The 26,686-nt window shown below is 61.4% G+C and carries 20 protein-coding genes; 7 read left to right on the top strand and 13 right to left on the bottom strand.

Translation table 11 applies throughout. The annotated features are described in order from the left end of the window. Positions 1–248 precede the first annotated feature (248 nt). The 3 genes from ACIA76_RS17030 to ACIA76_RS17040 all read right to left on the bottom strand — a co-directional run bounded on the left by ACIA76_RS17030 (position 249) and on the right by ACIA76_RS17040 (position 3,374). A complete protein-coding gene (locus ACIA76_RS17030; protein ID WP_397152749.1) occupies positions 249–758 on the bottom strand; it encodes a hypothetical protein in 510 nt (169 codons plus the stop codon). 933 nt (positions 759–1,691) lie between these two features. Beyond that, positions 1,692–2,258: a flavoprotein gene (locus ACIA76_RS17035; RefSeq protein ID WP_397152750.1), complete on the bottom strand. Its 567-nt coding sequence runs from the start codon at positions 2,256–2,258 to the stop codon at positions 1,692–1,694. Positions 2,259–2,291: 33 nt separating this feature from the next. Beyond that, a complete protein-coding gene (locus ACIA76_RS17040; protein ID WP_397152751.1) occupies positions 2,292–3,374 on the bottom strand; it encodes an XRE family transcriptional regulator in 1,083 nt (360 codons plus the stop codon). 260 nt (positions 3,375–3,634) lie between these two features. Here ACIA76_RS17040 and ACIA76_RS17045 point away from each other — a divergent pair, with 260 nt between their 5' ends. From ACIA76_RS17045 to ACIA76_RS17060, 4 genes are all read left to right on the top strand, one after another. Further along, positions 3,635–3,916 carry a hypothetical protein gene (locus tag ACIA76_RS17045; RefSeq protein ID WP_397152752.1) on the top strand — a complete coding sequence of 94 codons (282 nt, stop codon included), beginning with the start codon at positions 3,635–3,637 and terminating at the stop codon, positions 3,914–3,916. A 1,141-nt stretch (positions 3,917–5,057) separates the two neighbouring features. Further along, positions 5,058–8,144 carry a BPTD_3080 family restriction endonuclease gene (locus ACIA76_RS17050; protein ID WP_397152753.1) on the top strand — a complete coding sequence of 1,029 codons (3,087 nt, stop codon included), beginning with the start codon at positions 5,058–5,060 and terminating at the stop codon, positions 8,142–8,144. Then, complete coding sequence (locus ACIA76_RS17055; protein WP_397152754.1) at positions 8,134–10,878, top strand: site-specific DNA-methyltransferase; 2,745 nt, start codon at positions 8,134–8,136, stop codon at positions 10,876–10,878. Before ACIA76_RS17050 ends, ACIA76_RS17055 begins: the two co-directional genes overlap by 11 nt. Beyond that, positions 10,862–12,127: a PIN-like domain-containing protein gene (locus tag ACIA76_RS17060; protein ID WP_397152755.1), complete on the top strand. Its 1,266-nt coding sequence runs from the start codon at positions 10,862–10,864 to the stop codon at positions 12,125–12,127. The genes ACIA76_RS17055 and ACIA76_RS17060 overlap by 17 nt, the downstream gene beginning before the upstream one ends. A gap of 999 nt (positions 12,128–13,126) precedes the next feature. On the opposite strand, the gene ACIA76_RS17065 is transcribed toward ACIA76_RS17060, so the two are convergent. After that, positions 13,127–13,597, bottom strand: a complete 471-nt coding sequence (locus tag ACIA76_RS17065) for a MarR family winged helix-turn-helix transcriptional regulator (protein WP_397152756.1) — start codon at positions 13,595–13,597, stop codon at positions 13,127–13,129. Positions 13,598–13,727: 130 nt separating this feature from the next. Here ACIA76_RS17065 and ACIA76_RS17070 point away from each other — a divergent pair, with 130 nt between their 5' ends. Beyond that, complete coding sequence (locus ACIA76_RS17070) at positions 13,728–15,179, top strand: FAD-binding oxidoreductase (RefSeq protein ID WP_397152757.1); 1,452 nt, start codon at positions 13,728–13,730, stop codon at positions 15,177–15,179. A gap of 66 nt (positions 15,180–15,245) precedes the next feature. Here ACIA76_RS17070 and ACIA76_RS17075 read toward each other — a convergent pair whose 3' ends face one another. Together ACIA76_RS17075 and ACIA76_RS17080 are read right to left on the bottom strand one after the other, a co-directional pair. Next, entirely contained in the window at positions 15,246–16,118 is an 873-nt protein-coding gene (locus tag ACIA76_RS17075) for an SDR family NAD(P)-dependent oxidoreductase (protein ID WP_397152758.1), read from the bottom strand. Positions 16,119–16,403: 285 nt separating this feature from the next. Further along, positions 16,404–17,444 (bottom strand): LLM class F420-dependent oxidoreductase, encoded by a 1,041-nt coding sequence (locus ACIA76_RS17080; RefSeq protein ID WP_397152759.1) that lies wholly within the window; start codon positions 17,442–17,444, stop codon positions 16,404–16,406. A 154-nt stretch (positions 17,445–17,598) separates the two neighbouring features. Between ACIA76_RS17080 and ACIA76_RS17085 the strand changes: the two genes are divergently transcribed. After that, positions 17,599–18,231: a TetR/AcrR family transcriptional regulator gene (locus ACIA76_RS17085; protein WP_397152760.1), complete on the top strand. Its 633-nt coding sequence runs from the start codon at positions 17,599–17,601 to the stop codon at positions 18,229–18,231. A 942-nt stretch (positions 18,232–19,173) separates the two neighbouring features. After that, positions 19,174–19,764 carry a TetR family transcriptional regulator C-terminal domain-containing protein gene (locus ACIA76_RS17090; RefSeq protein ID WP_397152761.1) on the top strand — a complete coding sequence of 197 codons (591 nt, stop codon included), beginning with the start codon at positions 19,174–19,176 and terminating at the stop codon, positions 19,762–19,764. Positions 19,765–19,819: 55 nt separating this feature from the next. On the opposite strand, the gene ACIA76_RS17095 is transcribed toward ACIA76_RS17090, so the two are convergent. From ACIA76_RS17095 to ACIA76_RS17125, 7 genes are all read right to left on the bottom strand, one after another. Next, positions 19,820–20,737, bottom strand: coding sequence for an alpha/beta fold hydrolase (locus ACIA76_RS17095; RefSeq protein ID WP_397152762.1), 918 nt, complete (start codon positions 20,735–20,737; stop codon positions 19,820–19,822). Between the two features lie 215 nt (positions 20,738–20,952). Continuing rightward, a complete protein-coding gene (locus ACIA76_RS17100; RefSeq protein WP_397152763.1) occupies positions 20,953–22,584 on the bottom strand; it encodes an adenylate/guanylate cyclase domain-containing protein in 1,632 nt (543 codons plus the stop codon). 260 nt (positions 22,585–22,844) lie between these two features. Beyond that, positions 22,845–23,510: an SRPBCC family protein gene (locus ACIA76_RS17105; RefSeq protein ID WP_397152764.1), complete on the bottom strand. Its 666-nt coding sequence runs from the start codon at positions 23,508–23,510 to the stop codon at positions 22,845–22,847. Beyond that, positions 23,398–24,420 (bottom strand): DUF6670 family protein, encoded by a 1,023-nt coding sequence (locus ACIA76_RS17110; RefSeq protein WP_397152765.1) that lies wholly within the window; start codon positions 24,418–24,420, stop codon positions 23,398–23,400. Before ACIA76_RS17110 ends, ACIA76_RS17105 begins: the two co-directional genes overlap by 113 nt. 244 nt (positions 24,421–24,664) lie before the next feature. Beyond that, positions 24,665–24,985, bottom strand: coding sequence for an SDR family NAD(P)-dependent oxidoreductase (locus ACIA76_RS17115; RefSeq protein WP_397153060.1), 321 nt, complete (start codon positions 24,983–24,985; stop codon positions 24,665–24,667). A gap of 215 nt (positions 24,986–25,200) precedes the next feature. Beyond that, entirely contained in the window at positions 25,201–25,356 is a 156-nt protein-coding gene (locus ACIA76_RS17120; RefSeq protein WP_397152766.1) for a hypothetical protein, read from the bottom strand. Between the two features lie 237 nt (positions 25,357–25,593). After that, positions 25,594–25,920: a helix-turn-helix domain-containing protein gene (locus tag ACIA76_RS17125; protein WP_397152767.1), complete on the bottom strand. Its 327-nt coding sequence runs from the start codon at positions 25,918–25,920 to the stop codon at positions 25,594–25,596. Positions 25,921–26,686 lie beyond the last annotated feature (766 nt).

The following is a 26,686-nucleotide window of genomic DNA, read 5'->3' on the forward strand; positions in this document are numbered from 1 at the left end:
ACCAGTTTCTCGAACAGTTCGGCCAGCATCACTGACACCTCGCCGAACGTGTCGGACTCGGGCCTTTTCCGATAGTCCGACGATTTCACCATCATCACAGCACCCCTTTCTCATTCGTGCACTCTGCGTCGATCAGTTGAATGTGTTTCCAATTCGCTTGCATCACAAGCCCTTTCGAAAGACCACAGGGACCAGGGCGGGCGCGCGACGAGCAATGCTGCACGCACCCGCCCGAGCCACCCCGTGGATCAGCCCGCGTTCTTCACCCCACCGCTACTGGCCGACCGGCCGCCAGTGGCCGGAGGTGCGGCAAACCCGTTGGCGCGCACGGTGTTCTGGATGAATTTGTACTCACCCTGTCCGGCGATCCGAGGCTGAATCGTGACGTCCTCCAACGCGATCGGCCGATACCCCGGCGCAATCTCCTGTGTCGTCGGCACCGGCTCGGTATCCGACAACAGCAGCACGTCGTACGACGCCCGCCGAGTATTGCTCTCGGCCCGATCCATTACCGGCAACTTCCACACCAGCAGCCCCGTCACCGGGTCCCGCTTCTGCGGCCCAGGACGATTCGGGTCCCCCGAATATTCGGTGTCCGGCACAACCGGCCCGATCTGATACAAACCGGCCCTGAAGTAATCGTCGAACGCGACAGGAATACGGTAATTCTTCCGATCGAACTGTTCTCTATCGTTATTTAGGTTCGTCATTGCGGCCAATCTCCTTGTATCTGCGATCTTCTCGTCGATGCCGACCACAGCACCGATTCCGGTCAGCGCTCACCGTTGCCGCCCTGCCGCTTCACGCGGACAGCGCAGCCTTGGTGACCAGCAGGAACAGGAGGATCACGACCTCCGAGACAGCCGCCGCCAACGGCGCGACGTCCATTTCCACCCCACACCCGCCTGCTCCGGTGATCCAGCGTCGAGCTCCGGTACCGGTGTCGCACAAGGCGTGCGTGGTCTACCCTGGACATAGCAGAACCTCGTTTCTGCTAGTGAATCGAAACTGCAACTCCGCAGGCAGGGTGGCAGCCCTATGACCCTGGGGAGAATTCGTTCACGCTGACCCCTCGAACTGACGAGGGGTCAGTTACGAAAATATTGGATCGCCGTCAACTCGCTCGATCTTTCACCTCCTTTGCTTTGGTCCTCGTCATCTTCATAGCCCTCACGGTCGTGTGAGCACCGAAGTCTCACAGCCGGTGTGGATCGAGTTCGCCGACCACACGGCCCGAGACCGCGAGCCCGCCAACGCGGTTGCGTGTGGAGATGCCCCAACTCATCAGCACAGCACCGGAGTGTGCGGGGCACGCGATCACGATGCCGGGAAACCATCAACACCGAACCACTCCGACGCCAGCACGGAACGGGAGCAGCAACTGGGATGCGCGCTCACGCCAACCGTTCCGAACAAGAGCAAGGGACCAACCCGAACCTTCCAAACCTCCTCTCTGTCAGCGGGTTGCAATCCCTTGCTATCCATAGTCCTCGCAGATAGACACACGTCAATAGATCTAGCTTTCTCAATTTGGCCTTGTATAGCGGAAATCCGCCAAGAATTTGGTGCTAGCAGCCTCAAATCCGCTGGATAGGAATGGTTTCCGTCGCGTCACAATCTGAGTCCAATACGGTGCAATTCGCCCAGTTGCGGGGGCCGGACCGACCAGACTTTCGACCGGCCCCGCGCAGTCAGCCGTTCGAGCCACCGATGGTCAACCACGGGTGGGCGAGGACCGCGCGCCACACCAATGGCCACGGGAACAGGTGACGGCTGCCTCCGGTCTTCGGCACCGGCTGCGGGTAGACGTCCTCCCCGAGGATCGTCACGCCCCAGTCGGCGAGGTTCCTCATTGCGTTCTGGATTGCCGGAAAGCTGATCTGCGCGCTGTTGGACGCCGGTACGGCAACGACCGGCAGCCGCTTCCCCACGCCTTCCACCACCAGGCCGAGCGGCAGCGTATCGGAGATCCCCGCCGCCCATTTCGCCAACGAGTTACACGTCAGAGGCGCAACGGCAATGGCGTCAGGGAGCGGCAGCACGTCCGGCGTTCCCGGATCCTTGTACTCGCTGCGCACGGGATACCCGGTTCTCGCCTCGAGCGCTTCCGCGTCGATGAACCTGCGCCCATACGGTGAGGCGACCACACACACATCCCACCCATCGGCCTGTGCGAGATCCACCAGCGTGCCGACATCCCCAGCGATCGGCGAACCGGTCACGATGGCATACAGAACGGGCTGGCCATGATCGTCCATGAGGCCATCGTGTCAGCTACGTCAGGTGCTCGCTCAGAGTGTGGCGCCGAGCCACGAAGCGAACCCGAGCAGGCTGTCGGTCTGCCGTCGTTTCGCAGCTGCGATCCCGTACAGAGTTTCGCGGACCGACGGATGCAACTTCGTTTGTTGGGGAGCGGTCGCGCGGGCCTTGTTCAGTGCCACGAGGGCCTGGTCCGGTTTACCGGACATGAGCCAGGCGCGGGCGTTGTCCTGCCAGTGATGCCCTGCGCGGGGTGCGGCCATATCCGGCGGTAGTTGCAACGCTTCGCCGTCCCGGGCCGCCTTGCCTGGGTCACCAGCTTCCAGCTCTACGGCGCAGGAGTGAATTTCAACGTTGCCTGGTCCGAAATCCGTTGTGTAGAGATCACTTTCGTGTGTCATGGTCCGCGCAATTGTCCGAGCCTCAGCGATATGGCTTCGAGCCAGCGCCAGATGACGGCCTCGCGCTGCAACGATTGCACCCCGCAGATGGCCGTACCCTCGCAACACTTTCGCACCGTCGCTGTCTCCCGGGACCATCTCGAGCCCTCGGTCGACAAGTGACAGAGCGACATCCGTAGCGCCGTGTGACATCAGCAATCGAGACCGCTTCATGAGGCTACGGACCGCATAGCCCGGATCGTCGACGTGTGAGGCGGCCCAATCCAGGCGGTCGAGTATCAATGCTGTCAACGATGAATACCCGAGTCGGCAGCATGCGCCTTCTGCGGCAATGTATGCGGCGCAAAGCATCTCGTGCGTCTGGGCTCGTTCTTGTTCGGTGGTGGCGCTGTGGAGTGCGCCATGCAGTCTTCTGATGAGGCTGGGCAACAATGCCAAAGCCCGGCGTGTGCGATCCCCATGCAGCGCCGCCTCCACCGCGGCCAGCTCCGATGCCAGCTCGGCGCGGTTCGGTGGCTCCTCGGCTCTCACGTATGCGCCCTCGGCAAGGATCGTGCGCAGGTCGGTCAGTCCCACCAACGGACCGTCCTCCCCGAGCGTTTCCACGAAAGGGAAACCCTGCAACCGCTCCGGTTCGATACCGAGAGCGCTGGCGACCGCCGCAATGAACCCCGGCGACGCAACCTCGCGGCCCTGTTCCACCGCTTTGAGCAAGCTCAAGCTGTACTGGGCACGGCCAGCCAACTGCCGTTGACTGAGCCGGCAACCTTTCGCTCGGTGGCAATCGCCCGTCCGATGTGCGTACCCACGACTTCGAGCGTAGATCGATGTCAGCCGCCGTGCGGTGGACCTGTCCCTTTCCTGTTCTTTCGGCCTGTTGCCTCGGAGAACCCTGGATGCCACGGCCCCGACGCCGGGTGACAGCCCTCGACGTCGGGTGCCACTCCACACCGTCTACGCAGGGAGGGTGACCCATGGGGTTCAACTGGTGGCGCGACGAGGACGCCGAGCCCGAGGAACCGAACGTGAGCGTGCAGGAGATCCAGGACCGCCTCCAGCGCGAGACATCCGGGCAGATCCTCGGCATCAGCTGGCTGCACGAGCCTCCTCGACAGCCACTCAACACCGACCAGGCTCATCGAATCATGCAGCAGCACAGGGAATGTCGGATTGACAGCTGCGCCCGCAAGCGCGCCGCATGGCAAACGCTGATCGACTCCGGAAGGATCAAGCCCGACCCGCATCGCAACTACTGACATCCGATGGACCACAACACCGACACAGCCAGCAATGACGGAAGGACCAAGGCAGCGGCGCAGGACAAAGCCACCCACGAAGAATCGGAAGGGCAAAGGCAGAGCGAGATGCAGCTGAACGGGTAGCCACCGAATTCCAGGCTATTCGCGAGCGGGCCGAGCGCGACCGCGCTGAACGAGACCGCATCGAAAGGGAACGTCAGCGGACGGAGCAGGCCCGGCTCGCGCAGGAGGCTCGAGAACAGGCCGGGCGGGAGATACTGCCCCAAGCTCTTGAGATTGCCGGTCCAAACCTTCCCTACACCAGGTGAGGTCGTACGAGGCGGCCAGACCCACATGACGGATCGACACGGGCAGGACGCGCGGCAAGTGCGCAAACAGGCGCTCGGGGCCACGAACGGGACCGCTCGTAACCGGCCCTGGTTCGACCGCGGACCTGTCCCGCACGGTCCGCTTCGACTGTGGCATAAGCACGAACGTCCGGTAGCCGATTTCAGTGATGTCGCGGTTGGGTAGAAGGCGCCGACCTTGAGGTTGAGGAGATGGCTAGCACGCTGGCCCGGCAGCGCTGCGAACCAGCTACCCGTGGTCAGCGCCGTTGCCACCTTCGACTCGTAGGCACTGCATAACTCGCTGTGAGAGAACGTTCTCCGCAGCGCTGAACCACCGAGCCACGAGGTCCGCCACCACATCGGCAGATCAATCGGCAGAACGCCACGGCCTCGAATCTTAGCCAGCGCAACCGAACTCGCTCGATTGAACGAATTTACTCAAAGAGAGTAGGGGCGCAGGACCGGCAAAAATCAAGATTTGACACCCCTTGGTCCGTTTCGCGAAACCAAACCTCAGCTGCAGATTTGCGCGACACTAGAGTTGGCGAGGTTGCACTCGCTCAGGAAACTTCCACTTGACAGTTAAACGACAGCCGAACTCAGCGAACCATCGTCAGGTTTGCCACCCGAACCCATGTTCGAGGTCCCACAGGCCAGATCCGTTGGCGCGCTGAAGTATTCGTGTAGTGCAGGATGGCTGGACAAGATATGTTGTACAGCACGATCAATCAGCATCACGGCTACGGGCGTTCAGCCGACGATGGTGGCAGGACTGGGGTGGAATCGATGCAGGGTGAGGTATCGTTGGCATGACGCAACCGATCGAAAATCCGATCCTCAACACACCATACGAGCAACCGGATCGGCACTACGCGATCAGTCGGCAAGGGCCAACTGGAGAGATCAAAATCGGTCGCCGACCGAGCGAATCCTTCATACCGATCGCGGTTACCAAGAAGCACAAGCGCGGGGGTGAAGGCTCGTCACAGATCGCTTTCGACTTCGATGCCACCGGCGAACGGCGCGACCGCAACACCTTGATCAATGACATCCGGCGTGATATTGCCAAGTGGCGGCGTGGGGGTGAGTACGCAGGAGTCACTCCCACCACCCGCAAATTACTGCAGTACTGGGCTGACCCGAATAGAGAGAACAGGGTTCTCTTCTGCCAGCGGGAAGCAGCCGAGACTGCGATCTTCCTAACGGAGGTGGCTGGCCGTAGCCATGGGTATGCCGATTGGAGAAAGCGGCTGGAGCCTGCGAACGCGGCACATAACAGTGGCCTGCCACGAATGGCTTTGAAGATGGCTACTGGATCCGGTAAGACCGTGGTAATGGCCATGATTCTTACATGGCAAACTCTCAACAAGGTGCAATCGCCACGCGATCCACGCTTCACTAATCGGTTTTTGGTGATGGCCCCCGGCATAACTATCAGGGATCGCCTCCGCGTGCTGCTCCCGGAAGATCCTGAAAACTATTACGATCAGCGAGATTTGATCCCAGCGGATCTCAAAGGCAACCTCAAACACGCGCGGATTGCGATTACCAACTATCATGCCTTCCAACTCAAAGACGCCAAGGAAATCAAGGGTGTTGCCCGGAATACCCGGCTCATACTCAAGGGCGATCGAGCGACAGATACGTTCAGAGAGACTCCAAAGGCCATGGTTAGCCGCGTGCTACGGAGCCTTGGCGGAGCCGGTGCCGACACGCAGCAAATCATGGTCTTCAACGATGAGGCGCATCACTGCTACCAAGATCGGCCTCTCCCCTCAGAAAGTAACACCGGCCGTCTGAGCAAAGACCAACGGGACGCTAATAACCAGGCCCGGGTCTGGTTTCGGGGACTCCAGGCTATCGCCCGTCACGTTGGAATAAAGCAGGTATTCGACCTATCTGCGACACCATTCTATCTAAATGGCTCCGGATACAATGAGGGTCATTTGTTTCCGTGGACAGTAAGTGACTTCTCACTGATGGATGCGATCGAGTCGGGCATCGTGAAGGTTCCGCGGACACCGGTTGACGATGACGCGGACCACGAACTGGTTGTTTACCTACGGCTCTGGGATTTCGTCGGCGAGCAGTTGCCAAAGGGGGCTGCGCGAACCAAGAAGGTTACCGACTGGGCACCGCCACCTGAACTGGAGGGCGCGCTGCGCAGTCTGCACCGGAGTTATCACCGGGCTTTCGAGCATTGGGAAAACTCGCTTAGGCAACATAACGAAACACCGCCAGTGTTCATCGTCGTCTGCCCCAACACCACCGTTAGCAAACTCATTTATGACTGGATCGCCGGCGAACAAGTGGTAGATGAGAACGATTGTGTCCTGGCGCATAGAACCGGAAACCTGGACCTGCTCAGTAACGTCGTCGATGGCAAGCCATTGACCAGACCGCGCACAATCCTCATCGACTCAGCCCAGCTCGAGTCCGGTGAAGGCATGAATCCCGGCTTCCAGCACGCTGCCGCCGCTGAGATCGCCGCATTTAAGGCGGATTACCGGCGCCGTACCCCTGGGGCCGACATCGAGAAGATCACCGATGACGAGCTCCTACGGGAGGTCATGAACACGGTCGGCAAGAAGGGCAAACTCGGTGAGCAAGTCCGATGCGTGGTGAGCGTTTCCATGCTGACCGAAGGTTGGGACGCCAACACGGTTACACATGTGCTCGGTGTTCGCGCCTTCCGGAGCCAACTGCTCTGCGAGCAGGTCGTCGGCCGAGGGTTACGCCGCCGGTCCTACACCGTCAACGAAGCGGGCTACTTCGATCCCGAGTACGCCAATGTGTATGGCATTCCATTCCAGTTCATTTCGCCGGACAAACCGTCGACCGAGCCGGTACCGGCGAGGCCAGCCCATGAGGTCGAGGCTCTCGCCGGCCGCGGGCACTTGCGGATCACTTTTCCCATCCTTCTCGGATACCGGGTCGAACTGCCAGACGAGCAGATCTGGATCGATATCGAACAAGCACCCTATTTCGAGATCGGCCCCAACACCGTTCCCCGCTGGGTGGAGATGCAGGGGGTGGTGGGCAGCGGCGAACGCGAGGCCGGCGACGAGCTAGCCTACCGTCCTCAGGAAGTCGCCTACGCCCTCGCGAAACGGATTCTCGACAGCCAATTCACGAAAGCCGATGACAAGCGGCCGTGGCTGTTTCCGAAACTTATCCAGATATGCCGGGAGTGGATCAGCGAGCGAGTCGTCCTATCCAACGGCTACAACCTCGGATACTTGATGACCATTACTGAGGCGCAGGTCGAGGCCGCCGAACTGATCTGGGAGTCCATCAACCGCTCAGCTGATCGGCGCCGTCAGCTCCGCCCCATGCTCAACCGCTTCAACCCACAAGGCTCGACTGAGAACGTGTACTTCACCACCCACAAAGCCACTGTGGCGACCGAGAAATCCGAGGTTTCACACGTAACGCTGGACGGCAGGGACGGCAACACCTGGGAGCAATTGCTGGCAGCTGAGCTGGAACTGAACCCAAACGTGGAGTCCTACGTGAAGAACGACCATCTCGGCTTCTCCATCCCATATATCCACAAAGGCCGGACTCATGCTTACCTCCCGGATTTCCTGGTTCGCCTCCGCCCTCTCGACGGTGAGAACTTCGATCGTATGCTGATCGTGGAGGTGTCGGGTAGCAGGAAGAGCCCGGGACCGGCGCAGGTCAAGGCGACCACTGCGCGGGAAACATGGTGCGCGGCGGTCAACAACCACACCGGGTTCGGACGTTGGGGCTATGTCGAGATGCGCGACCCGCTGACATTCAAAGTGCATCTCGCCGAGTCGATTCAAGCCCTCTACGGCGACGAGCCGATCATCGGTGATCCAGAATTGCTAGATTTCAATATAGGGGACGTGAGGAAGGCTCGTGGCGCGTAAGCAGGAAGCCAAGGTGCCGACAACCATCGAAGCCATTAAGCATGGCGATAAGCGGACTAACATCCCGACTGCCGACGCACACGAGTTCGTCGACCCCGGCCTGGAAGAAGTCCGAAAGGTTCGCTACATCAGGGACGAGACACTCGACCCGCAGCTGGTCTGGCACGGCAAGTATCCGATGGCCGACCAGACGGACCAGGCCAACAGTGATCTCATCACCGATGCACCACCAATCTACATCCAGGAAAAAATCGACCCTCGAGTCCTGATCGAGAATCTCCGCAATACCAGACAACACCCCAGGCCGGATGCGGAACTCTCGCTATTCGAATCATTCGATGGCCTCAACGAACTAGATCAGATCGACTTCTACCACCACGACGCGAACTGGTCGAACCGGATGATCCTCGGCGACTCGCTTCAAGTCATGTCCTCGCTTGCCGAGCGCGAACGGATGCGCGGCAAAGTCCAGATGATCTATATCGACCCACCGTATGGCATCAAGTTCGGTTCAAATTGGCAAGTATCGACCCGGAACCGCGATGTCAAGGACGGCAGGCTGGAAGACGTCGCTCGCGAGGCCGAACAGATCAAGGCATTTCGCGATACGTGGGAATTGGGCATACATTCTTATATGTCGTACCTCCGCGACCGACTTCTTGTCGCCCGGGAGCTGCTCACTGAATCCGGATCGTGCTTCGTTCAGATCGGCGACGACAACGTCCACCTGGTCAGGTCCCTTATGGACGAGATTTTCGGCTCAGGCAACTTCTGCTCCCAGATAGCGTTCAAGACGACCAGCGGCGCCGGAAGTTTCTCTGGCGGAACGAACGTCATAGCATCAATCTTTGACAATGTCATTTGGTATGCCAAAAATCTGGATGAAGCCAAGTATCGTCAGCTATATCTAAGAAAGGGGATCGGCGGGGCAGGCGGAGGTCAGTATACGTGGGTTGAGGATGCCGATGGCCTGCGTCGACGAGGCTCGAAAGCGGAGCTTGAATCTGGAAGTTTTCGCATTTTTCGTCCAGATCAGTTCACCTCGCAAACCACCCGAGTCGGCCAAACAACAGTTTTCCCAATCGAAGTAGACGGCACGACATACTCACCGGCCAAGGGCGGCTGGAAAACCAATAAGCAAGGAGTTCTCAAACTAAAATACGCCCGCCGCCTCCTCGGAGTCGGTAAGACCTTGACATACATTCGCTACCTCAACGATTTTCCCGCATTTCCTATCAATAACTTTTGGGACGATACGGTAACATCAGGCTTTAGCGACCCCAAACTTTACGTAGTCCAAACCAATACCAAAGTAATTGAACGCTGTATGCTGATGTCCACCGATCCTGGCGACCTGGTATTAGATCCCACGTGCGGGTCCGGCACAACGGCTGCTACTGCCGAGCAATGGGGACGGCGGTGGATCACCGTAGATACCTCACGAGTCGCACTTACCCTCACCCGACAACGGATCATGGGGGCCAAATACCCATGGTATCTACTCGCAGACTCAGTTGAAGGGCACGCGAAGGAGCAGACCTTCACCGCTCAGGTACTGCCCCGCCAAAAGTTTACGAATAATATCCGAAATGGCTTCGTGTGCGAGCGGGTGCAGCACATCACGCTGAAGTCGATCGCGAACAATCCGGACATCAGAGAAGGGATGGGTAGGGACGAGCTCAACGCGGCGATCAGGCGACACGCAGACTTCGAGCTACTCTACGACAAGCCCTATACAGACCGGAAGAAGTTGAGAGTCTCTGGGCCGTTCACCGTGGAGTCCCTCAGCCCACACCGCTCGCTTGCCTTTCCCGGCGGGCCTGACGGTGCGCCCCACGAATCGGGCACCGAGACCGAAGCCGCCAAAGCAGCTGACGCGCCGAGCTTCGAGCAGTCGATCCTGGACAACCTGGCCAAAGCTGGCATCCAGAACGGCCGGCGCACTGAGCGAATTACCTTCGCCTCGTTCGAAAGCTATGCGGGCGAGTATGTGCAGGCGATCGGTGAACGGGCGGATGAAGAAGACGAGGACAGGAGTCCAGTTCGCGTCGCCCTCGCAATCGGGCCGCAGTATGGCACCGTGAGTCCGTCCTACGTTAAGAAGGCGGCGCGTGAAGCAATCAACGCTGAGGACGTCGACCTACTGTGCATCCTCGGATTCGCGTTCGACGCTCAGGTCACCGGTGTCACTGAGGACGATGGGGTGACCGTAGACGCCTCCGATGAAGGATTCGCCAATGTGGCGGCCACTCGCAAACTCGGCCGCATCCCGGTACTCATGGTTCGAATGAACGCGGATCTGCTGATGGGCGAGGCGCTCAGGAAGACCGGCGCAGGAAACCTGTTCACAGTCTTCGGAGAGCCCGACATCGAACTCGAGGAGACCAGTGATGGACTCTGCGTACACTTGAAGGGCGTCGACGTGTACGACCCGACAACAGGTGAGGTGCGCAGCAACGACACCAGCCGGATCGCGCTGTGGATGATCGACACCGACTATAACGAGGAATCGTTCTTCGTGCGCCACTGCTATTTCACCGGCGGCAATGACCCATACAGGCGACTCAAGACCGCGCTCAAAACTGATATCGACCCTGATGCCTGGGACTCGATCAATTCGACTACCTCACGGCCGTTCACAAAACCCGAATCCGGAAAGATCGCAGTCAAGGTGATCAACGACTACGGCGACGAGGTAATGAAGGTGTTCGGGGTTGATGATGTCCACCGATAACTACTCGCTGGACGATGGGTTTGCCGGACAGATCCCGCAGACAGACGAAGAGGTTAGGAATGCACTGAGGGGCGCCTTGCTCAGCTTGGATGCGAATGTCCTGCTCAATTTCTACCGATACAGCCCCAAAGCCCAAAGCGCTCTCGCCGAGCTTCTGCGTGCGGCCTCCGACCGTGTGTGGGTGAGTCATCAGGCGGCACGGGAATTCTGGCGCAACCGATTTAAGGCAATCGGTGACCGGAAACAGGCGACCGACACTGTCGAGAAAACACTGAAGGAGAGCGAGAATAAGGCGCTACAGGGCATCGCGACGTGGGCGAAACAGCGGGCTGTTCCCGCCGAGGTCCAGAAACAAATCCAAGAGCAGATACAGGCGAGCTTCTCCGCAGCCCACAAGTTGATCGATGCTGAAGCCGTACACTCTGGCAGGATCACGTACGATGGCACTACAGACTCAGTGGTAATTATGCTGCGGGAGTTGCTCGAAGGCAGAGTCGGTCCCCCACTGTCAACCGAAGAACACAAGACCGCGGTCATCGAAGCTGACCGAAGGTTCAAGGAGCGAATTCCTCCCGGATTCGCAGAGAAGAAATCGGATGACGGGTCCGACGGCGACGGCATCACCGGCGATTATCTAGTCTGGCACCAGTCGATCCTCGAGGCCAAGCGCCGCGATCTGCCCTTGGCCATCGTCACCGGCGACGAGAAAGAAGACTGGTGGTGGAAGCACAGAGGTGGATTTATGGGTCCCCGAGCCGAATTGATCAATGAATTCGCCAGCCATAGTCCGCACAGCTTGGTTCTGATCCGGCCGGTCCAACTGATCGACCACGCCTCGGTCCTTGATATAGCGGTCAGCGCAGAAGCAGCATCAGACGTGGTACGCGGCAGCATCGGATCCGAGGCACCGCAGTGGAATGCGGAGGCGGTCCGGGAGTTGCTCCGGCGCCTCGACGCCGAGGGTGCGGTGCAGGCCGAGGTCATCCGCTTCGCCGCCAGCCAGGGAGGAGTCATCGACCGGGAGAAGGTTTACGAAATCGCGGGCTACGACTCAGATAGAACCCTTCGAGGATTCACTCGACCTTCTGATCGAGTCACTCGCAATCTGCAGGACGAAGGTCTACTCGACGAAGGCATCGAGCCGATGCTGGCCCTCATTTATGAGGGCGATGTGACTGGAGCCCGGTTCGAAATTCCACTCGACGTCGTGGAGTTGCTATCTGCAGATGCGAACCGACGCGCGATGTAGTCGAACACCGAGTGCCATGGGTAGGTGACCTATGTCGTTCAGCTGGATCTCCACGAAAACCTCGTCCAGTCGAGGAAGGACAGAACAGCCGCGAGCTGCACTGGCGACAGATTCGGCGCTCCCGCTCCTGGAACTTCGCATGGGGTGCCTGCCGGGAGCGTCGCGAGTCGGGCGGGATTACCGGGGATAGCGCGAAATTAGTTGCACCGCAGGCAACTTAGAAGCCCGCGTAGCGGTAGGAGGACCAGAGTTGGTACCTCCGGCGGAAAGAAAAAGAGGAGAAGAGCCGGAATCCCCCAACAAGACAGAAGAAGAAACTTGCCGAATCTCCCTCTACAGGATCAAGAGCGGCGCGCTACGCGCGCCGCCCGGTGCGCCCGCCCTCCCGCTCCGCTCCCGGGTGGGCACCCCGGCGCAGAGCCAGGATGGGTAAAACCGAATCACCATCAGGCACCACCATCAGCACAGCCCTGAGGGGCTGCCGCACCATCCCTCAGCGGGATGGCTTGCCCCTCGACGGCTCCAACACCACTAGCAGAACACCACCAACAGCCGCGTTTGCTGAATGTTGTCTGTGATCAAAAGCTCAACGGCGCGTCACGACTCCGACACGCCGGGGAGTGACCTCCGGAGCGGACCAAAGGGACTTGAGCTTTCCAACCGATGACCAACTTTTCAGCGGGACCGTGCGGGACACCAGGGGATATCACCAGAACGGTTATCGGCAACATATCCCCCGGTCATCCCGGTTTCACAGACCTTGCAGGACAGGGAGGGACACCCAACCGAACGATTGACCCATGCCTGGGTGTCGCGGGTTCGAGTCCCGTCAGCCACCCCGAACGCTTCGGCGTACGAACCGCCCCCTCGGGGGCGGTTTCGTCGTTTTTACCAGCAGTTTCCTCGCCCCTGGGCGATTCCGGGACTCTGAATGTCGGGATGAGTCGGCCGGTTCCACTTACAGCGGCGCCGTGAGTTCAGGCGGCACACCCGAGGGCTTCAGGAGTTGTGGTCCAGGACTCGGGTGAGTAGTTGAACCAGTTGTTCTCGCTCCCGCTCGGCGAGAGGTTCGAGTAGCACATCCTGCATTTCTTCGAGGGTTCGGTCGAGCTGGAGTGACTGCCGCAGGCCTGCCGGGGTGATGGTGACGATATTGCGCCGCCTGTCGACCGGGTCCTGGGTGCGTTCGACCCATCTCCGCTCGACAAGTTCGTTCACAACAGCAAAGACGTCGCTGCGGTCGATGTCACATCGGCGCCCCAGGTCGGCTTGGCTGGTGGGTCCGAATTCGCCGAGCGCGGCCAGCACCGAGTAGTGGTAGCGGCTGGAGCCTGCCTTGCTGAGCGCTTGTAACACTCGCTGATCCGCGCGCCGCGCAGCTTGGTAGAGCAACCAACTGGGCAGGTTCCGCAGCCGACCGATCGCGGGCCTCGCCTGCGTCGGCGCAGCGCGCGACTCGTCCTTGACCATGCGAACGATTATGCCATATCGTTGGCAGTGTCAACGTTGGCAATATCAACGATTTCCTCTCGGATGACATGTAGCACCGGTACCACCCGTCGACCGGGTATGGCCGGCACACGATAAGGAGAGCGGAACCATGTCTGATATTCGAACGCTGCTTCGGGACCGGTTGCCGTCGACTTACATGACATTCCCCGGCGACCCGGATTACGACGAGGCCAGAGCCACATGGAACATCCGGACCCGATACCGGCCACTAGGTATCGTCCAGCCGACCAATGTCGGCGAGATCCAGGCAGTTCTGGAGTGTGTGCGACAGAGCAACGTCGACCAGGTGACGGTGCGTTCCGGTGGGCATTCGTTCGAAGGGCTCGGCCTGGGTGGCGAAGACGATAAGGCGCTCGTGGTCGACCTGGTAAAGCTGAACAAGGTGGAGATCCGGCAGCAGGAGGCGGTGGCGATCCTCGAGGGCGGCGCGCTCCTCGGCGACCTCTACCGGGAGGCATGGAACCACGGCGAGCTCATGGTGCCCGCAGGCAGTTGTGTCGCGGTCGGCGTCGGCGGCCAGATTCAATGCGGCGGGTACGGCCACTACACCCGCACTTACGGGATCCTCGCCGACAGGGTCCTGCAGTGTGAGGTCGTTACCGCGGACGGCCGGCTGTTGGTGGCGGACGAGAACATCAACTCGGACCTCTTTTGGGCCGTATTAGGCAACGGCACCGGCTCCTACGGCATCATCACCAAGATCAAAATAAAACTGAATGAGGCACCCAAAGGCGTCGCCACCTTTTCGTTCAAGTATCGGCGGTCCGACATCGACTTCGTCGAGACGTTCACGGCTCTGCAGGACTACGCCCTCTCGATGCCGACCAGCGTCAACCCTTGGATTTGCGTGTGGCTCGGTGACGTGGAGTTCGTCGGAGCGATCTTGGCCGAGACCGAAGAACAGCGGGACGCGCTGATCGAGGACATGCGAGCCGAACTCCCGCCGGGCGCACAGCACGAGATCAGAACCGTGACGTTTCTGGAATCGGTCCGACATTTCGGCCTCACCCAGACTTCGGCTCCCTGGTATTCCAACATGGACACGATCGAACGTGAGCGCGACGAGCATCTGCGTTATATGACGATCCGGGCCGGATTCATCCCCGAGCCGTTCACCGATGAGTTCATCGAGCGGCTCGCCGAAGTGGTCGAGAAACAGCCCACCACGGGTTCCCGGATCCAACTCGTGAGCATGGATCCGACCGGCGGTCCGCCGGTGGATGCCACCTCCATCCCGACCCGCGGTGGTCCTTGGGCGATGGGAATGTCGTCGTGGCTCGAGTTGGCCGACTTCCCCGACGAGGCAACCCTCATCCAGGAAGGCAAAGAGCGCGATGTGTGGCTCGACCAAGCCTACGAAACCTTCTACCCCTACAGTGCCGGCGGTTACATCGGAGACGACGATATGAAAGAAGGCGCCCACGGCCGGGATATCTACGCCAGCTACTGGGGGACCCACCTCCCGCGACTCAAGGAAATCAAACGGAAGTACGACCCCACCAACCTTTTCCACCACAAACTCAGCATCCCCCTCGATTGAATCATCGAGGGTAGTAGCAAACCGGCTGCGCCCTGGTGCTGCGGAGAGCATCCGAATGCCGGAACGTCATAGCGGCCACCGGCCCATTATCGCGTCGACAGTGGCGGTCGACGTCGCGGCGATTCGCCGTAATGTTTTGGCGAATCGTGGAATGACTTCGGTCGGACGCTGGGCCACCGCGTGAACCAGCCAATCGGCGGCTTCCTCGGCCGACAGGGTCGGTATGGACTGGTAGTGCTCGGTCGGCGCGATCATCGGAGTCTTGATCAGTGAGAAGTAGACGGTCGTGGACTTGATACCGCTGCTCTTCAGTTCGATGTCGATCGTCCGGCTGAATACCGACAGCGCCGCCTTCGAGGAGGCGTAGGCGGAAAACTTGGGCACCGATCCGTTCGCGATTCCCCACGTGGAGACGTTGATGATCTGACCATGTCCGGCCTGTTTCATGCCGGGAAGGAGTCCGAGCGTCAGCTGTACCGGCCCGAAGTAGTTGACGGCCATCGTGCGCTGGTAATCGTGCAGTCGGTCGGTGGAGTCGAGGACGGTGCGGCGGATGGACCGGCCGGCGTTGTTGATGAGCACGTCCGGTGTGCCGTGGTTTTGCAGTATCTCCTCGATCAGCCGCGCGGTGTCGGCCTCGTCGGACACGTCACCCACGATCACGTGCGCGAGCCCGCCCGCTGCGATGATCTTGTCGCGCACCGCGCCGAGGGCGTCCCGACTCCGGGCAACGAGGATGAGCTCGGCGCCTTTGTCCGCAAACTTGTACGCGGCGGCTTCTCCGACACCGGACGAGGCGCCAGTCAGAACGATCTTCTTGCCCGCGAACATTTCACGGTTCGTCCGACTGATAGCGGACGTCGTGATGTCGCGCAAAGTTTTGGATCTTTCGATGGAGACATGCGCCGCGAGAACAGCGGGGTTCAGAGTCTTTTTCATGAATTGTCCTGCCACCTTTAGTTGGAGTTACGGATTTCCTGGTCTCGCCATGGATCAGGTCGAGCTGGCTGCGTAATGCGGTATCGGATCAGCAGGTGGTGGAACCGGGATCGGCGTCGACGCCTGACTGTGTCCAACATGCTCACGATCACCCCTTCCTCAATCAGGTACGCATTAGTACTTCATTGGCTCAGAACGGTACGTTGTCGTACGCAACTCGTCAATGCACCTCCAGAGCCGGTCTGGATGACCCCCATGGGGAGTTCCGTGACGAGCGCGACGGTTCTAGTCGATGAGCTCGCGGAGGCCGCTGATGATGTCGAGCCTTTCCTGCGGCGTGTAGCCGAGTGGGATGATTTGCAGCGTGCCCACTCCGGCCTCGCGGTATGCGGCGAGTCGTTCCTTCACATATGACTTCGGGCCGATGATGCCGACGTCATGGAGGAGCTGGTCGGGCACAGCTGCGGCCGCGGCGACCTTGTCCCCGGCGAGGTAAAGTTCCTGGATTCTGCGGGCCTGCGCTTCGTAGCCGAACCGGCAGGCGATGGTGTAATAGAAGTTCTTTCCGACCGCGCCCATTCCGCCGATGTAGAGCGCGAGCACATGACGGAAGGCGTCGCCGCGGTCGGTGACGTCGCCACCGATTGCTACCGGCACAGTGGCCGTGATGTCGAGTGGTCCCAGTGCTGGGTCACGTTTGGCTTTCCCTTCGGCAAGCGATGCGCCCCATACCTTCTCGGCTTTTTCGGGGCAGTACGGGAAGGGCTGCCAACCGTCTGCTATTTCCGCGGCGAGAGCGGTGTTCTGTGGGCCCATCGCCGCGAGCAGAATCGGGATGTTGGGGCGAATCGGGTGGTTGATGAGTTTGAGCGGCTTTCCCAGACCTGTCCCGCTGCCTACCGGGAGTGGTATCTGATAGTGCCTGCCGTTGTGCACCAACGGTTCTCGGCGCCATACCTGTCGGCAGACTTGCATGATCTCGCGGGTGCGTTGCACGGGTGCGTCGAAAGCCACGCCGTGGAAGCCCTCGATAACCTGGGGGCCGCCGGATCCCAGGCCCAGCGTGAAGCGGCCATCCGAGAGGGCGTCGAGCCCCGCGGCGGTCATCGCGATGAGGGCGGGGGTGCGGCTGTAGATGGGGAGCACACCCGCCGCGATCTCGACCCGTGTCGTCTTCGCGGCGAGGTAACCCATTCGACTGATGGCGTCGAAGGCGTATGCCTCTGGGACGTAGACGATATCGAGTCCAGCGCGTTCGGCCTCGATCACTTCCTCGACGCCCGCCTTGAAGTCTCCGGCATAGTTCAGAATCGTCCCGAGCCTCATTCGCTGGCTCCACTCCTGCCGATCATTCGCTGAACGCCGCACCGTAAGTGGTACAGCGGGGAGCTAGTTGCGTACATGTCAGTACTTCACCGTAACGTAAAGTACGCTTCTGTACGTGACTCGTCAACGTACCGCCGGAGCCAAGCCGGACCGCTTGCCCAGCGGGCCGCACAAACTGACTCGCGAGCAGGTGGCAGACTCCCAGCGCAGCCGGATTCTGTGGGCCGCGCTGGATGTCGTTGGGCGCCAGGGCTATCCGAACACCTCGATCGGCGACATCGCCGCACAGGCGCGGGTGTCGCGCACGGCGATCTACGCGTTGTTCGCCGATAAGGAGCAGTGTTTCCTGGCCGCGTGCGAAGAATTCGGCAACGATGTGCTCGCCAACGTTGTCGAGATCGCTGTCGCCGCGCCCACTCCGCTCGCTGCGCTCTCCGGGGTTACCGACATGCTGATCGAGCTGATGCGCCGCGAGCCGGTTGCCGCCAGGGCCTGGCTTCTCGAGCTTTACGCGGCAGGTTCCGCGGGGCTCGAACTACGCCTGGTATTCGTACGGAAACTCGAGACGCAATTCGACGCACTCGCCGCCCACGTTCGCCGTCTGGACCCGAGCTTGCCCACACTTCCCGCCTTCGCCGGCCGCGGTGTGGCGGCGGCAATGTTCGAGCTATGGTTCCAAGCACTCGACAGCCAGGACGACAAAACGCTGCAGGAACTCCGCGCCACCGCTGTACACGTGTGGCTGGTCGGTCTCACAGGGCAGGAACACATTTCACGATTGCTCTGAAGAGCGTGTCGCCGAATCGGCGACCGCGGGACCGCTCGAGGCCGCGATCGGCCGGGTCGCCGAGCGGAGGATCAGCGCAGCTGGCGACAGTCAGCCTGAGCAAGTTGATAGTTATGGCGCTTCGTCACACTGGCCCGGGTTGGCCGCGCGATCGACACAGACACCCCAGCTGACCTGGTTTTTCCGCGCGGTTGAGCCGCCGGTATGGGGGTTGGGAACGAAAGTGGTTATTCCGTAAACCAGCGCAGCGACTCCCACTGTGCCGGCCACGTCGAAGGATCCGTACACGGCCAGCGTGGCGAGCACCGATGTGACGATCAGGCCGAGCCTGGCGACCACGCGTCCCGCGCGCGGACGCGATTCGGACAGGCACGCTCCGACTACCGTCGATGCAAATCCCGGCAATAGAACGCTTCGGCGGCGTCTGCGCCTACCGAAAGGTCGCCGGTATAGGCCGCCAGCGCGGTATCGCGATGAAAGGGCGGTACGGGATGGCAACCGTGCCCTCGCGGCCGATCTCGATCCCTCCAAGGACCGTCCTGATTGTTCCAGATTTGCGGCTACAGTTGTAATATGACCGGCCGTCTCGTATGTCGCAGCCATGCCAACAGTTCGCGGCCGGGCTTGGTTCGCACTGGTCGACGACTCGGCGATATGGCATGGCGGCCGCATCGGTCCGGCCGGGCGGGAGGGTATCTCGACCAGCGAATCGAGCTAATGCGGTCCCCAATCGGCCTGTTACGGCACCGTGATCTGCGAGAACTGCATCTCGGGCTGCCACTACAAGGGCGGTTTCCTGGCCGACTTCACGACGTTTCCTGGTTTTACGGAATCGCATGGTGCTGCCTGGCTGGTTGGTCGAAGCGGTAATGCCGGATGAGGTCGTCTGCGGAACTGCCGAAGACCTGACGACAAGGAGAGTTCTGAATGACTGTGGATACAGTGCCCGAACGCCTGCTCGTGGCGGCCCTGGATTTATTTCACTCCCAGGGTTACCACGGCACCGGTATCGGGCAGATCACCGCGGTGGCGGGTGTACCCAAGGGGTCGTTCTACAACTACTTCAGCAGTAAAGAGGCGATGGCTGTTGCCGCCCTGCTTCGTTACGCCGCGGAAAGCCCGTTTGCGCTGCTGTTCGACAAGACCGTCGGTGGACCCGTCGAACGGGTGCGTGCGCATTTCGAAGCCCATCGCGACATCTTTGTCGCGTCCGGGTATCGGCGCGGCTGTTTGATGGGGGCGTTCGCGACCGAGATTGCCGATCACAGCGAGCAGACTCGCGCCACACTCACCGCCCTGTTCAACAGCTGGGGAGAAGTCGTCGGCGCGGTTCTCGCCGAAGCTCAGGCCGAGGGCGCGATCTCGGCCGGGCTGGACCCCCGCTCCCTCGGCGAGTACATCGTCCAATCATGGGAAGGCGCGCTGATCCACGCCCTCGCGACGAAGAACGATGCACCACTGCAGGTCTTCTTCGACACCACATTCGACAAGCTGCTGGTGCCCGACCCGGGTCACGAAGGACAGGACGGGTGACGAACCCGAAAACGACTTCCCCGCGCCGTATGGCTGCGGCCGAGAATCGACGTGATTACTGGTTCATCGGTTCGGGTTTGCCGATGTTGTCGATATGTCGGAGGAAGTGGGTCAGGACGCCGTTCGGGTCTTCGATCTGCGGCCAATGGCCGATGGTGGGCGCCAAGAGGACGACGTCCGGATCGGGGATGATGTCGATGTAGCGGTCGGCCATGTGCTGACCGGAGTTGGGGTCGTAGGGACCGTCGATCAGTCTCATGGGCACCCGAGTCCGGCGCATCGCCCGGACCCACCGGTTGCGGTGATGGTACCGGTCTCGCACAAATCGCCCGACTTTGTGGGTGACCCTCTTGCCGTTGTTGTACTCCAAGACTTGGCGGAACTTCTCCAGCGATTCGTTCGACGGCTTGGTGTCCGGGCCGAACAACTCCCGGACAGCCGCGTTCATCAGGACGCCGGGCATCAATACCCGCCAGTATCTGGCGACGACATCACCCAGCGGAGTCTTCGACAGCAGCGTTTGGACCAACCTGGGGCGGTAGACCTCGTTGAACAGGCCGCCGTTCAGCCAGGTGATCGAGTCGATCCGGAACGGGGCCGTGGATTGCTCGTTTCCGTCGTGGCGGGCGAGTAGTTCCTGAGCGACGGAGACTCCGATGTCATGAGCGATGAGGTGGCAACTGCGAATACCGAGATGTTCCAGCAGAGCCTCGTGCATGTCGGCGTGATCGTGTACGGAATACTCGTAGTCGACCGGCTTGTCCGAGAAGCCCATCCCCAGCATGTCCGGCGCGATGACGGTGAATCGTTCTGTGAGTCCCGGCCAGATCGCCGCCCAATCCCAGGAACTGAACGGATAGCCGTGCACCAGAAGCAGATTGGGCCCGGTACCGGCTTTGCGGTAGAAGACGGTGAAGCCGAGATAGTCGAAGTGCGCACCGTCGGCTTTCCATCGTTCGAGCTCGTCATCCACACTGATCTCCTCCCTATGGAACATATGAATTGTCCAGTTCGGTGGTTCGTGGTCGGAGCGGGATCCCGAACAGGACTGGGCCGGTGGAGGGTCCGCCGAGTGAGACCAGATAGCCGATGGTGCATCGGTTTTCGACCGGTGCACGATCCGCGTCGACATCACTGTCATTCATTGTCGTCGCCCCTCCGAGGTGCAGCGATAGATAATCGTTGCGTTCATGCTTCATCCACTGATGGTTCGGGCTGGGCGTATCGGTCCGGGCGGGCGAGTCGAGTGTGCTGGGTGCGGCCGCGGAGTATGACTATTTCCGCGGGTCGCCAATGGGTCTTCTCGACCGGGTCCGCGGAGGCGACGGTGGTTGCGGCGGCAAGGATTCGGGCGGGGTCGCGCTTGGCAAGTTCACAAAGTCTGGCGGCCTCGTTCACCGGGTCGCCGATGACAGTGAATTCGTAGCGGTGATCGGCGCCGACATTGCCGGCGATCACCCGACCGGCTGACACGCCGATGCCGGCGGTGAAGGTGGATTTGTTGTGCGCCAACCGGTCCTGGATGGCGCGGGCCGATTCCAGTGCGGCGCCGGCGGCGTCGGGCAGGGGTGTCGGGGTACCGAAGACGGCGAGTGCGGCATCGCCCTCGAACTTGTTGAGCAGCCCGCCGCGGCGTTCGACCTCGTCGACCACGATTCCGAAGAACTCGTTGAGAATATCCACGATCTCCTCGGCCGGCTGCGTGGCGATCATCGTGGTGGACCCGATGATATCGATGAACAAGGTGGCGGCTTCGGTTTCCCGCCCGCCCAGCTGCGGATCGTGCCCGATGGCCGCGTCCGCGACGTGGTGGCCGACGTGGCGGCCGAACAGATCCCGAATCTGTTCGCGCTCACGCAATCCCGTCACCATCTGGTTGAAACCGCTTTGCAGTTCCCCTGATTCGGTGCCGTCGTAGACGCTGACCGCGACATCGAGATCGCCGTCCTCGACCCGGCGCATCGCATCGCGCACCGCGCGGATCGGGGCGACGATGGCCGACAGGTTCAAGGTGATCAGCAGCAGCCCGAAGCCCAGTATCGCGCCTCCCATCGAGAGCATGCACACCGCCAGCCGGTCGGTGCTGACCTCGATTCCGCTCAGCGCCAGCACCGCCACGACCATGGACAACGCCACCGGAGCTCCGCTGCCGAGTATCCAGACCAGCATCGACCGTCCGAAGATGCCGATCCCGGGCCGCCTCGACGGCGCCGCATTGTTCAATATCTTGGCGGTCACCACCCGCAGCGCGAATTCGGCGATCAGGTAGCTGTTAGTGCAGACGACGGTGGCGGAGAAGCTGATGCCGAGCACGAAGTCCGGCACCAGTGCCGGCTCGGCGGCGGCGTAGAGCGGTGTCAGCACCGCCGCGCCGATCGACCACAGTAGCGCCTGCAGGAGTACCAGGCGTCGTGGGACGCCGGCGGACGCGATCTGCTCGGCCTCGGTCGGCACATGAGTCGGATTGATCGCCCAGCGCAGCGCCCGCAGACCGGACACCGTGCCCCACAGTGTTCCGATCACGACCGCTGTGGTCGCGGCCACCGGCACCCCCACGAAATTCAGTGGCGCCAATCGATCGATGAACAACGTGGGCCCGGGCAACACGAACGCAATCAGCAGAATCGCCATCGCGACACCGATGAGGTTCACCGCGATCAGGCCACCCGTGAGCAACAGCTGCACCCGAATCCGCTTCGTTACCTCGGACTCCTCGGCCGGCCCCAGCAATCGCGAACCCCATGGCGCAGGACCCAACGCGGTCGGTATCACACCCGCATCGATCACCAACGCGGGCCGGACACCCGATGCGCCAACCATGTCAACACGCTGATCAACCATCACCATCATCCACTTCCATCAAGCGGGATTTCACGTCGGGCTATTCGGCAATCAGTGTCGGGCGAGGCCGCAATGCGGGTCAGGCGTTCAAGAGAGTCATTACTTCCGATCTCATTTCCGGGTCACTGGTAACTTCTGTGCGGGAATGGCTTGTATTCATTTTTCGACCGCCGGGCCACAGTCGATATCGGGAGTCTTTCCGCTCACGCTGATCGGAGCGATTCCGTCGATCCGCCGACTCAGCGGTCGGTGCCGATCCGGGGTGCGGTCGAGCTGGGTCGGGTTACGGTTCCCGAGCCGAAATAACGGCTGGTGTCGCGCACCAGTGACGCGAGCAGTGCCCAGGTCATCGGTCTACCGATAGCCGACGAGGCGGTGAAGCCGCGTCGAGGCGCCATGGCAAAGGTCCAGACGAATCGGCTGCCGCGTGCTGTGGCGTCGACCCGATAATCCTCGGCGAAGGATGCGAACAACGGCAGGTTGGCGCGGGTGACGTAGAAGCTGTGGCGCCGCCGGTGCTCCTCCCAGCGGAAGAAATGTTCTTCCATGCGCAGCGTTCGTCCGAGTTCGACCGTCCGGGCTGCACCCGGCCCGTACGGTGGATCGTTGACGAACCGCACGTCTGTCAGCATCCGGCACCACCACAACGGTCTCCTGGCAGTCAGCCCGGCCCATACCTGGTCGGGATCGGCCGCCAGGTCTATCGGAAACCTCCATCGCAGCGGCGCGGTGTCGAAGAATGTCTCGTCGACGGGGTCGAGAACGAACCGTGGACTCGTCACGTCTACTCCTTCACGGACGTCCGTGACGGCGATCGGAGTATTCGAGATAACCGCGCCCAGTGAGAACGCGGCCGTCGAATTCGCCGAAGAGTTTGTAGCCGGCGATATTGCCCATGCCCGCATGGAGCCACTGGGTATCGACGGTGCCCATCAGACGCGCGAGCACGGTGTGGCCGTCGCGGATGGTCCACGTGAAGCTCGACGGTACCGCCATCGGTTGTCCGTCGTGCCCGACCACCGGTTCGGGTCGGTAATCGAGGACTTCGAATCGGACCGTCGTCCCCAGCCGTTTCGCGCCACCACCGACTGTCCGCAGCCAGGCACCGACAACACCCGGCTGCCGACCGAATGTCCCTACTACCACGAGCAGCAGCTGGGTGTCGGTATCGAGGTTGATCACGTGGTAGGTGAAGAAGTCGTTGGGCAACTTCAGTCGCGGGGGCAACGGTCGCGACGCGATCATGTAGGGCGCGAGACCGGTACCGTATTCGAAGGTACACAGCCCGGCGACCGCACTGTCGGCGCCGTTGTGCATAATGTTGCCCTGGTAGCGGGTCAGCAGCGAAAGATGTTGGTAAAACCGGCTGTTGGCGAACCAGCTGACCTCACCGGTGGCGGTGAGCGCCAGATCCACGCCGAATCCTCGGCGCGTGCTGACCAGCCGGAAGTTCGGGTAGCGCCCACTGATCGTGTAGTCGTCGCCGAAACACAGCATGCTGCCGTCCGGGGCGAAGTCGCACTCCGAGGCCCCGTGCGAGCTGAACGGATCATGGGTGGTCGCGGCGGTGCCGTGGCCCACGATGGCAGTGCCCCGCGCAGTGCCCTGTAGAGCACTGTCGTCGTCCCACGCTCGCCATCCCGAATAGCCGATCACCGTCATATTCGCCATGAAATGGTGCGGCGGCGGCAAATCCGGAATCATGATGCCGTAATGCACACAACCACGGCCGAACCGGCTTCGCGACGGCGGGGCGAACCTCGGCAGTCGCGGCGGCGGTGCCGTATCCTCGGTCACCTCACCGAGGAGTCTCATCAATAGCGGCGTCACTCGACCGGCCGGGCCGGGTGGTCGCACCGCCGAGTCGTACCAGACCGGCTCAACCTGTTCGGTATCGCTCCTGCGTACGCCAGTATTCGAATCGTTCCCAGTAACTAATGCCATCGGACTTCTCCTCAAGACGACTGGTCATCTCATCGGAGGATATCAGTGACAATGTGTAGCAGCAAGAGCTTGTCGCGTACCGATCGGGCGACCGTCACTTTGGTGGTACAGGTGTTTACGGCGAAATTGACGAATCAACCGCGTAAAGCGGATTCGAATGGTTGCTGGAATGGTCTTCGTACGACTGCCTTTTCGTGCTTTCGATCAGAAAGATGTTGTGCACCGAGCCGATTCCGCTCTCAACGTGGGCACGAGTGTGGCCGGAATAGTCTGACTGCGGCGGAAGCCCCGCAACGGACGCGACATTGACGATCGTGCCGCCACCACCCTGCGAGAGCATCTGTGCGAGTCCATATTTCATGCACAGCCACACACCGGTGAGGTTCACGGCGATCATCCGGTCCCAATTCTCCCGCGTGACCGCACACGACGTCAGCGCTCATCTGGAGCGCCCGCACATTGATCGAACGGGCTGCGGACGATCATTCATCTGGATCGACGACGAGATCGGTGACGGCGACCGCGCGCCGGGCCCTGAATCTTGATGCGTGCGGGTCGACCGAATCGCAACCTGTTTGCGTGTCTGCCAACACGCGCACATGCCGCTTACGTGTGCACGTTACGGCCGTATTCTTCGGGCGGCGGCGTGAACTAGTCCGGCCGGTCGGTGCGCAGTCGGTCATAGCGCCGCTGGAATTCGTCGATAGCCTCATGAATGCTGCAGCCCAGTTCTGCCCTGATGCCAAGGGGCGCTCGGCCGATTTTCTCGGTGAGGATGAGTTCGTCGACCGAGGTCTCGTCGTCCACATGAGCAGTGTGTCGGTACAGCACGGGGCTGGCAACCAGTTTCCCTTGGGCGACAGTATCTCTCAACGCACGGTATCGCCGATTGCAGTACGTCCCGCCGACTCCCCCAGCCTCGCGTGCCGAATATCATTCGGCAGCAATACCATTCCAGCCACCGAAGAGCGGGTGCCGTGCGAACCCCTGGAAGGTCGTCATTCGGCGGCCACACGGGTCGTGGGCCGGTCCCATGAGCAGGGTTCAGTGTGTGGGGCTCCAGGAAACCTCTCCGCCGCCCGGGCGGGGAGTGCCTCGGAGCGGGGCGGTGATGGTGCAGGCGATGTCGAGGGTGAGGCGCTGCCAAGGGTCGCGGGGGTCGCGGTCGGTGAGTTCGACGGCGCGGCGCAGTCGGCAGCGCAGGGTTTGGGGGTGAAGGTGTTCGGCAGCGGCGGTGGCCGAGGGGTCCGCCAGATAGGCGGCCAGTCCTTTGAGTAGATGCCGCTGGGTAGGGTCGACGAGGGGGCCGAGGACGGTTCGGGCGACGGAGTTGCACTGTGTGTGCGTCGCCGTCGAGCAGGGGGCGGTCATGGAAAGCGTGCGCGGGCGCGGAATCCAGCGCGTCGGTCGCCAGGCGGTAGGCGAGCGCGGTGTGGGTGTCGGCGTGCTCAGTGATCAGGCACCCGAGATCGCGCATGCGGAACGGGGACACCACAAGCGGTGAAGTCATCAAAGCTGTCCTGGTGCCCGACAGTGATCTCTGACGATTGCACAAGGGCCAGATTGGTCCCACCGCATTCGTACCGCCTCATCATCCGAGGTTGGGTTGCGCGCCTTGCGTCAATCGGGGCCGCATCCAGGACGAACACGGCGGCAGTCGATCCGCCACCCTGCGCGTACCCCAGGAACGAACCCAGCATCGACGGTGCCAGTTCATGCCGACATCAGCAGCACCGCGCGCCCGATTTGTTGTGGATGCTGTACGTGCGGCCCCAGGAGCTCGAACCTCCGACGCACCGCAGATGCACCGGCGGACAGCAACCTCGACCGGGCGGCCACACGCTCTGAAATCCTGCTACGGCCCTATTGCGGCTCTTTCGCCCGGGAAGAAGAGCTACTTCTCGCGCGCGAAGATCGCTGACGAACCCGACCGGGCCCCGCATCACACTCCCCCGCTGGTCGATGGGCGAGCGCGTGCCCGAACGGCACGGATGACGATCTCCGGGCCGGTGACCAGCACATCCCGGTTCGTATGCTGGTGCTTCAGCCACCCAGATGTCGCGGGGGGGGGGGGGGGGGGGGGGGGGGGGGCCCCCCCCCCCCAAAAAAAAAAAAACCACCCGCGAAGGAGCCCGCC

Source organism: Nocardia sp. NPDC051570, from assembly GCF_044454005.1.
Lineage (GTDB): Bacteria > Actinomycetota > Actinomycetes > Mycobacteriales > Mycobacteriaceae > Nocardia.

Excerpts from the sequence above, each read along its gene's own strand:
- ACIA76_RS17110 (WP_397152765.1), bottom strand. The coding sequence starts at position 24,420 with ATGAGACTCCTCGGTGAGGTGACCGAGGATACGGCACCGCCGCCGCGA.
- ACIA76_RS17105 (WP_397152764.1), bottom strand. The coding sequence starts at position 23,510 with ATGCGGGCATGGGCAATATCGCCGGCTACAAACTCTTCGGCGAATTCG.
- ACIA76_RS17035 (WP_397152750.1), bottom strand. The coding sequence starts at position 2,258 with ATGGACGATCATGGCCAGCCCGTTCTGTATGCCATCGTGACCGGTTCG.
- ACIA76_RS17070 (WP_397152757.1), top strand. The coding sequence starts at position 13,728 with ATGTCTGATATTCGAACGCTGCTTCGGGACCGGTTGCCGTCGACTTAC.
- ACIA76_RS17100 (WP_397152763.1), bottom strand. The coding sequence starts at position 22,584 with ATGGTTGGCGCATCGGGTGTCCGGCCCGCGTTGGTGATCGATGCGGGT.
- ACIA76_RS17065 (WP_397152756.1), bottom strand. The coding sequence starts at position 13,597 with ATGGTCAAGGACGAGTCGCGCGCTGCGCCGACGCAGGCGAGGCCCGCG.
- ACIA76_RS17045 (WP_397152752.1), top strand. The coding sequence starts at position 3,635 with ATGGGGTTCAACTGGTGGCGCGACGAGGACGCCGAGCCCGAGGAACCG.
- ACIA76_RS17075 (WP_397152758.1), bottom strand. The coding sequence starts at position 16,118 with ATGAAAAAGACTCTGAACCCCGCTGTTCTCGCGGCGCATGTCTCCATC.
- ACIA76_RS17125 (WP_397152767.1), bottom strand. The coding sequence starts at position 25,920 with ATGACCGCCCCCTGCTCGACGGCGACGCACACACAGTGCAACTCCGTC.
- ACIA76_RS17080 (WP_397152759.1), bottom strand. The coding sequence starts at position 17,444 with ATGAGGCTCGGGACGATTCTGAACTATGCCGGAGACTTCAAGGCGGGC.
- ACIA76_RS17050 (WP_397152753.1), top strand. The coding sequence starts at position 5,058 with ATGACGCAACCGATCGAAAATCCGATCCTCAACACACCATACGAGCAA.
- ACIA76_RS17060 (WP_397152755.1), top strand. The coding sequence starts at position 10,862 with ATGATGTCCACCGATAACTACTCGCTGGACGATGGGTTTGCCGGACAG.